The organism is Amycolatopsis sp. GM8 (genome assembly GCF_021653975.1).
Taxonomy (GTDB): domain Bacteria; phylum Actinomycetota; class Actinomycetes; order Mycobacteriales; family Pseudonocardiaceae; genus Amycolatopsis_E.
The window spans coordinates 143,603-149,602 of the sequence record NZ_JAJKFK010000013.1 but is presented as its reverse complement, the minus strand read 5'-3'; the positions used below and the strand labels follow the sequence as shown (position 1 = coordinate 149,602).

Annotated in this window: 7 protein-coding genes and 1 rRNA gene; 4 read left to right on the top strand and 4 right to left on the bottom strand. The window is 65.8% G+C overall.

The window, feature by feature from the left end:
- Positions 1-176: ribosomal RNA gene (locus tag LOZ83_RS38385) — 16S ribosomal RNA — on the bottom strand; the annotation flags it as partial.
- A gap of 364 nt (positions 177-540) precedes the next feature.
- Here LOZ83_RS38385 and LOZ83_RS38380 point away from each other — a divergent pair.
- Genes LOZ83_RS38380 through hisS form a run of 3 tightly spaced genes read left to right on the top strand, consistent with a single transcriptional unit; the run spans position 541 to position 2,754 of the window.
- The gene (locus LOZ83_RS38380) at positions 541-993 is read left to right on the top strand and encodes a flavodoxin family protein (protein ID WP_236796834.1); all 453 of its coding nucleotides are present in this window, start codon (positions 541-543) and stop codon (positions 991-993) included.
- Between the two features lie 31 nt (positions 994-1,024).
- Complete coding sequence (locus LOZ83_RS38375) at positions 1,025-1,417, top strand: hypothetical protein (protein ID WP_236796833.1); 393 nt, start codon at positions 1,025-1,027, stop codon at positions 1,415-1,417.
- Between the two features lie 47 nt (positions 1,418-1,464).
- Complete coding sequence (gene hisS / locus LOZ83_RS38370) at positions 1,465-2,754, top strand: histidine--tRNA ligase (RefSeq protein WP_236796846.1); 1,290 nt, start codon at positions 1,465-1,467, stop codon at positions 2,752-2,754.
- Here hisS and LOZ83_RS38365 read toward each other — a convergent pair.
- Positions 2,751-3,728 (bottom strand): aldo/keto reductase, encoded by a 978-nt coding sequence (locus LOZ83_RS38365; RefSeq protein ID WP_236796832.1) that lies wholly within the window; start codon positions 3,726-3,728, stop codon positions 2,751-2,753. The genes hisS and LOZ83_RS38365 overlap by 4 nt on opposite strands.
- On the bottom strand, positions 3,725-4,126 hold the full coding sequence (locus LOZ83_RS38360; protein WP_236796831.1) for a MerR family transcriptional regulator: 402 nt from the start codon (positions 4,124-4,126) through the stop codon (positions 3,725-3,727). Before LOZ83_RS38360 ends, LOZ83_RS38365 begins: the two co-directional genes overlap by 4 nt.
- Positions 4,127-4,209: 83 nt before the next feature.
- Here LOZ83_RS38360 and LOZ83_RS38355 point away from each other — a divergent pair, with 83 nt between their 5' ends.
- The gene (locus tag LOZ83_RS38355) at positions 4,210-4,800 is read left to right on the top strand and encodes a TetR/AcrR family transcriptional regulator (protein ID WP_236796830.1); all 591 of its coding nucleotides are present in this window, start codon (positions 4,210-4,212) and stop codon (positions 4,798-4,800) included.
- A gap of 496 nt (positions 4,801-5,296) precedes the next feature.
- Here the strand turns inward: LOZ83_RS38355 and upp are convergent, their stop codons facing one another.
- Complete coding sequence (gene upp / locus LOZ83_RS38350) at positions 5,297-5,920, bottom strand: uracil phosphoribosyltransferase (protein WP_236796829.1); 624 nt, start codon at positions 5,918-5,920, stop codon at positions 5,297-5,299.
- Positions 5,921-6,000: the final 80 nt, after the last annotated feature.

Below are 6,000 nucleotides of genomic sequence, written 5' to 3'. Positions count from 1 at the left end.
AATGGTCCTATCCGGTATTAGACCCAGTTTCCCAGGCTTATCCCAAAGTACAGGGCAGATTACCCACGTGTTACTCACCCGTTCGCCACTCAACCCCCGAAAGGGTCGCGTTCGACTTGCATGTGTTAAGCACGCCGCCAGCGTTCGTCCTGAGCCAGGATCAAACTCTCCAACAATGCATCAGAAAATTTGATTGACTCTCATCAATCTCAAAGGAACCCAAAAACGGGTTCAAATATAAGCTCTACTAGCTTAGTTCACTAGCACACTGTTGAGTTCTCAAACAACACGATTCTTTTGCTAACTAGATCTGGCGCGAGCACCAGTCCGACTCGAATTTCTCATCGGGTTTGCGCTGCTCCAGACCAAGGCCACCCACTCTACCACCAACCGGCAGGAGCTTGGTTCGCGACCCCGCGCCACCCGGTCTCCCTGGCGACGAAGAGAAGATTACACCGGCCAAACACCCACTGAACACGGGGGTCACCTAACGGCGTCGTCCCAGGTCAGCGCCGAGATGAGCAGGTAGGTTCGCCAACCATGGCGACTCTGCTGATCGTGCACCACACGCCCTCGCCGAACGTGCAGGCCATGTTCGAGGCCGTCGTCTCCGGCGCGACCACCGACGAGATCGAAGGCGTGGACGTCGTCCGGCGGCCCGCGCTCGCCGCGACCGTGTCCGATGTGCTCGAAGCCGACGGCTACCTCCTCGGCACACCGGCCAACCTCGGCTACATGTCCGGGGCGCTCAAGCACTTCTTTGATCAGATCTACTACCCGTGCCTCGACGCGACCCGCGGCCGGCCGTTCGGTTACTACCTGCACGGCGGCAGCGATGTGGCGGGGACCGTGCGCGGGATCGAGTCGATCACCACCGGACTGGGCTGGGAGCAGGCGGCCGCCGCGGTCACGGTCACCGGGACGCCCGGCAAGGAAGACCTTGAGTCGTGCTGGGAGCTGGGAGCCACGGTCGCGGCCGGACTGATGGGATGACACTGTTATAAAACACTGTTACAGTTGCCGCATGACTCTCTCCGGTCCCGTTCAGCTGTTCAGCGTCATCGCCCTGGTGTCCCTGCCGACGGTGATGTTCGGCGGATACTCCCTGCTCTCTTTACTGCGGAAGCGACAGCTCACCGAGCAGCAACGCTCCTTCTTCCGCGCCGGGCACGCGCACGCGGGCGTACTGCTCGTGCTCTCCCTCGTCGCGCTGCAGTTGCTCGGACAGGGCGGGCTCGGCGACGCCGCCCGCTGGGTCGCCTGCTTCCTGCTGTTGTTCGGCGTACTCGCCCAGTCGGGCGGGCTGTTCCTGCACCTGCTCCCCCGCCGCGGGCTCGCACACGGGGTGACCGTGAGCGGTGCGGTGCTGCTCGGCGCGGCGATGCTCATGACGGCCTGGGGCGTGGCCGTGGCCTAGCTGGATAAACTTAGGTGGCAAGCCACCTACAAAACGTGAGGATCGTCGTGCCCGAGTACCTGCCGACCGCGCCGTACCGGGGGACCAGGGATTTCCTGCCCCCGGAGATGTCCGTCCGGACGCAGGTGTTCGACCATCTCTACGACGTCCTCGAACGCTACGGCTACCTCCGCTACGACGGCCCGATCCTCGAATCCGCCGAGATCTACGAGAAGAAGTCCGGGCAGGAGATCGCCGACCAGCAGCTGTACACGCTGACCGACCGGGGCGGCCGCCGGCTCGCGCTGCGGCCCGAGATGACCCCGTCGGTGGCGCGGATGATCGCCGGGCACGCGGGTTCGCTGCAGTTCCCGGTGCGCTGGTACAGCCACCCGAACTGCCACCGCTACGAGCGGCCGCAGCGGGGCCGGGTGCGCGAGCACTGGCAGATCAACGCGGACATCTTCGGTTCGGACAGCGCGAACTGCGAGATCGAGATGTTCGAGCTGATCCACGACCTGATGCGCGGGGTCGGCGCGAGCGACGACATGTTCGTCGTGCGTGCCAACGACCGGAACCTGCTGTCCGCCGCGCTGACCGACCTCGTCGGCGTCACCGGCGAGCAGTTGCCGCAGGTGTTCGGCCTCGTGGACCGGTGGGAGAAGTACGACCGCGACAGGCTCGCCGAGCAGGCCGAGGAGATCGGGCTGGGCGACAAGCAGTTCGAGAAGCTGGGCGACGTACTCGGCGCGGGGACGGCGCTGCTCGACGAGTTGCCGGCGGCCGTCAAGGAGTCCTCGAACCTGGTCCAGGTGCTCTCGTCCGACGCCGCGAGTCTGGTGCGGTTCGAGCCAATGATCGTGCGGGGGCTGGCCTACTACACGTCCACGGTGTTCGAGGTCTTCGACACCTCGCCCGAAAACAGCCGCGCGCTCTTCGGTGGCGGCCGGTACAGCGACCTCGCGGGCATGTTCACCCCGCAGCAGATTCCGGGCATCGGGTTCGGCATGGGTGACGTGACGCTCATCGACTTCCTCGAGACGCACGGCCTTGCGCCGAAGCCGCGTAGCGAGGTCGACGTCGTGGTGATCCCGGTCGCCGAGGAGCTTGCCGGGGCAGCACGCAAGGTCGCGACCGAGCTGCGGGGTGCGGGGTTGCGCACGTCCACGCCGATCGAGCTGCGGAAGCTCGGCAAGGAACTCACCCGTGCCGACAAGGCGGGCGCGCGGGCGGTCGTCATCGTCGGCCAGGAGGATTGGGACGCAGGGAACGTGACCGTGCGCTCGCTCGCGACCCGCGAGCAGCGCGTGGTGGCGCTGTCCGGGGCCGCGAGCGCGGTGACCGAACTGCTGGGCTAGCGGCCGGCGTTGCGGGCGATGCTGGCCGGGTAGCGCTCGCCCGCGACGGCGGACGCCGGGAACGCCGTCTCGATCCGCTCGATGTCCTCTGTGGACAGTTCGAGGTTCGCGGCGGCGACGTTCTCTTCGAGGTACGTGCGGCGCTTGGTGCCCGGGATCGGCACGACGTCGGTGCCCTTGTGCTGCACCCAGGCGAGCGCGAGCTGGCCCGCGGTCACGCCCTTCTCGTCGGCGAGCTTGCGCAGCGCCTCGACGATCGCAAGGTTGCGGTCCAGGTTGGCCTCGGTGAACCGGGGCATGGTGCGACGCATGTCGTCGGCGGGCAGGTCCTGCACCGACGTCACCGCGCCGGTCAGGAAACCCCGGCCCAGCGGGGAAAACGGCACGATGCCGATGCCCAGTTCACGGCAGACCGGCAGGACCTCGTCCTCGATGCCGCGCGTCCAGAGGCTCCACTCGCTCTGCAGCGCCGTGACCGGGTGGACCGCGTGGGCGCGGCGAATGCTGGCGGCGGAGGCTTCGGAGATCCCGAGGTAGCGGACCTTGCCTTCGGCGACCAGCTCGGACATCGCGCCCCAGGTCTCCTCGATCCGGTCCGGGTCGACGCGGTGCTGGTAGTAGAGGTCGATGTGGTCGACGCCGAGGCGGCGCAACGACTCCTCGCAGCACTGCTTCACATACGCGGCTTCGCCCCGGACGGACTGGCCGCCGTCGGTGAACACGATGCCGAACTTGGTCGCGAGCACCGCCTGGTCGCGGCGGTCCGCAAGGGCACGGCCGACGAGTTCCTCGTTGGCACCCGCGCCGTAGACGTTCGCCGTGTCGATCAGCGTGACGCCCAGCTCGAGGGCACGATGGATGGTCGCGATCGACTCCTCGTCACCGGTGCGCACGCCGTAGGACTGGCTCATGCCCATGCAGCCGAGGCCCTGTGCGCTCACTTCGAGCTCGCCGAGCTTCCTCGTCGGGATCACGCGGACATCTCCTCCACTGTCGCACCGGCGCCGGCCATGTCCCGGCAGATCCGGTCGTAGTTGTCGATCTTGTAGTCGAGAACGTCCAAACAGGACTGAAGGTCGGCGATCCTGGCGCGCACCGAGGCGCGTTGCTCGACCAGGATGCCCATCCGGCGGGCGGCGCTTGCGTCACCGTGGTGACGCAGCTGGGCGTACTCCCGCATCATTTTGATGGGCATGCCGGTGGTGCGCAGGTGCGTGAGGAACACGAGCCAGGTCAGGTCGTCATCCGAGTAGGCCCGGCGGCCCGCCGTGTCGCGCGAAGGCGGGTCGACCAGCTTGATGCGCTCGTAGTACCGGAGCGTGTCGATCGAGAGCCCGCTCCGGCGGGCGGCTTCCGCTATCGAGTAGCTCATGAACCCCGACACTACGACCTGGAGTGCACTCCAGGTCAAATCCTTCACCAGGTTTGATAACAGTGTTGCGTTACCCTGGGGGCATGGCCCGACCCAGAACACACGACGAGGCACTCCGGCTACGCCTGCTCGATCGCGCGGGTGAACTGCTGTCCACCGAAGGTGCGAAGGCCCTCAGCCTGCGCAAGCTCGCCGCCGACGCGGGTACTTCGACAACTGCTGTTTACTCGTTGTTCGGCGGCAAACCAGACCTGGTGAACGCCCTTTACGCCGAAGGCTTCAAACGGTTCGGGGCACGGATGCGGGCCGTGCCGCGCACCGGCGACGCCGCCGAGGACCTCGTCCGGCTCGGGTTGGCCTACCGGGAAAGCGCACTCGCGGACCCACACCTGTACTCGATCATGTTCACCAAATCCGTCCCCGGCTTCGAACCAAACCCGGAAGCCAACGAAATGGGCCGCAGCGCCCTTGCCCCCCTGGTCGACGTCGTCCGGGACGGCATCTCCACCGGACACTTCGCGGACGTCCCCCCGGAAACAATCGCCGTCAGTTCATGGGGCATCGTGCACGGCCTGGTTTCGTTGGAACTGAACGGAAACCTGCCAGAGAACTTTGATGTGGGCCAGGTATACGAGGAAGCACTGAGGGCACACGCCAAGGGATGGCGGCGATAGCGCCATGGACGAGTTGGGTGGTCATCCCGTCGCCTGAAAAGGGCACGATCACTTTTCGTCAGGGCCGCAACTTTGGCTGGGTCCGGCGGCCGGGGACACAAAGCTTGCGGCTCTGAGGAAAAGTGATATTCGAAAACCGCAGGCGACGGGATGACCACCCAACTCAACCACCTACTCAAGGTGAGGTCCCTTGGGGTCGGTCATCCTGGAGCCTGCCCGTCCGGCGAGGACATCTTTTTTCTTTTCCCTCGCGCGGAGCGCGAGGGCCCGGCGCTTCGCGCCGGGGTTGTCGCCGGGCCCACCCCGATGGCCGAGTGTCTAACGGTTGGCACGTCGTATCAAGGGCGCCTTCGGCGTCGCTTCGCGATGGACTTCGTCCACCCTTGACACGACGTGCCAACCGCTAGGGCGGCTTTCTATCGGGGTTGGGGGAGGTGTGGGTGGGCTGCGTTGGTGGGTGCGTTTTGTTGCCGGGTGGTGGTTTGTGTTTTGTGGTTTATCTTGCGCCGTATTGTCTGTCGCCTGCGTCGCCTAGGCCTGGGACTATGAAGCCGGAGTCGTTGAGGCGGTCGTCGATGCTTGCCGTGACGACCCTGACCGGCAGTCCTGATTCTTCCAGGTGCTTCAGGCCTTCTGGGGCTGCCAATGCGCAAATGGCGGTGACGTCGGTGGCGCCGCGTTCGGTCAGCAGGCCGATTGTGTAGGCCATCGAACCGCCAGTGGCGAGCATCGGGTCCAGCACGAACACCGGGCGGTCCGCGAGGCTCTCCGGCAAGGATTCCATGTACGGCGTCGGCCGCAGGGTCTTCTCGTCACGCGCCAGGCCGACGAAACCCATCTGCGCATCCGGAATCAGTTTGTGCGCCTGGTCCGCCATACCCAAGCCGGCCCGCAAAACTGGCACCAACAAGGGCGGGTTCGCGAGACGGTAACCCTGCGTCCGTGCGACCGGGGTGTGAATACGTTCGGTCCTCACCGGGGCGTCGCGGGTGGCTTCGTAGATCAGCATCACGGTCAGCTCATGCAGCGCCGCACGGAAGGCCGCGCTGTCGGTACGGGCGTCGCGCATGGTCGACAGCCGGTCCTTGGCCAGCGGGTGATCGACGACGAGCGTATCCATGAACGGAAAGAGTACCCGGTGAAAGGGCCCAAACCGCTACTCTCTGCGCTGTGACGGAAGAGACGCCTGAACGCCCCGAG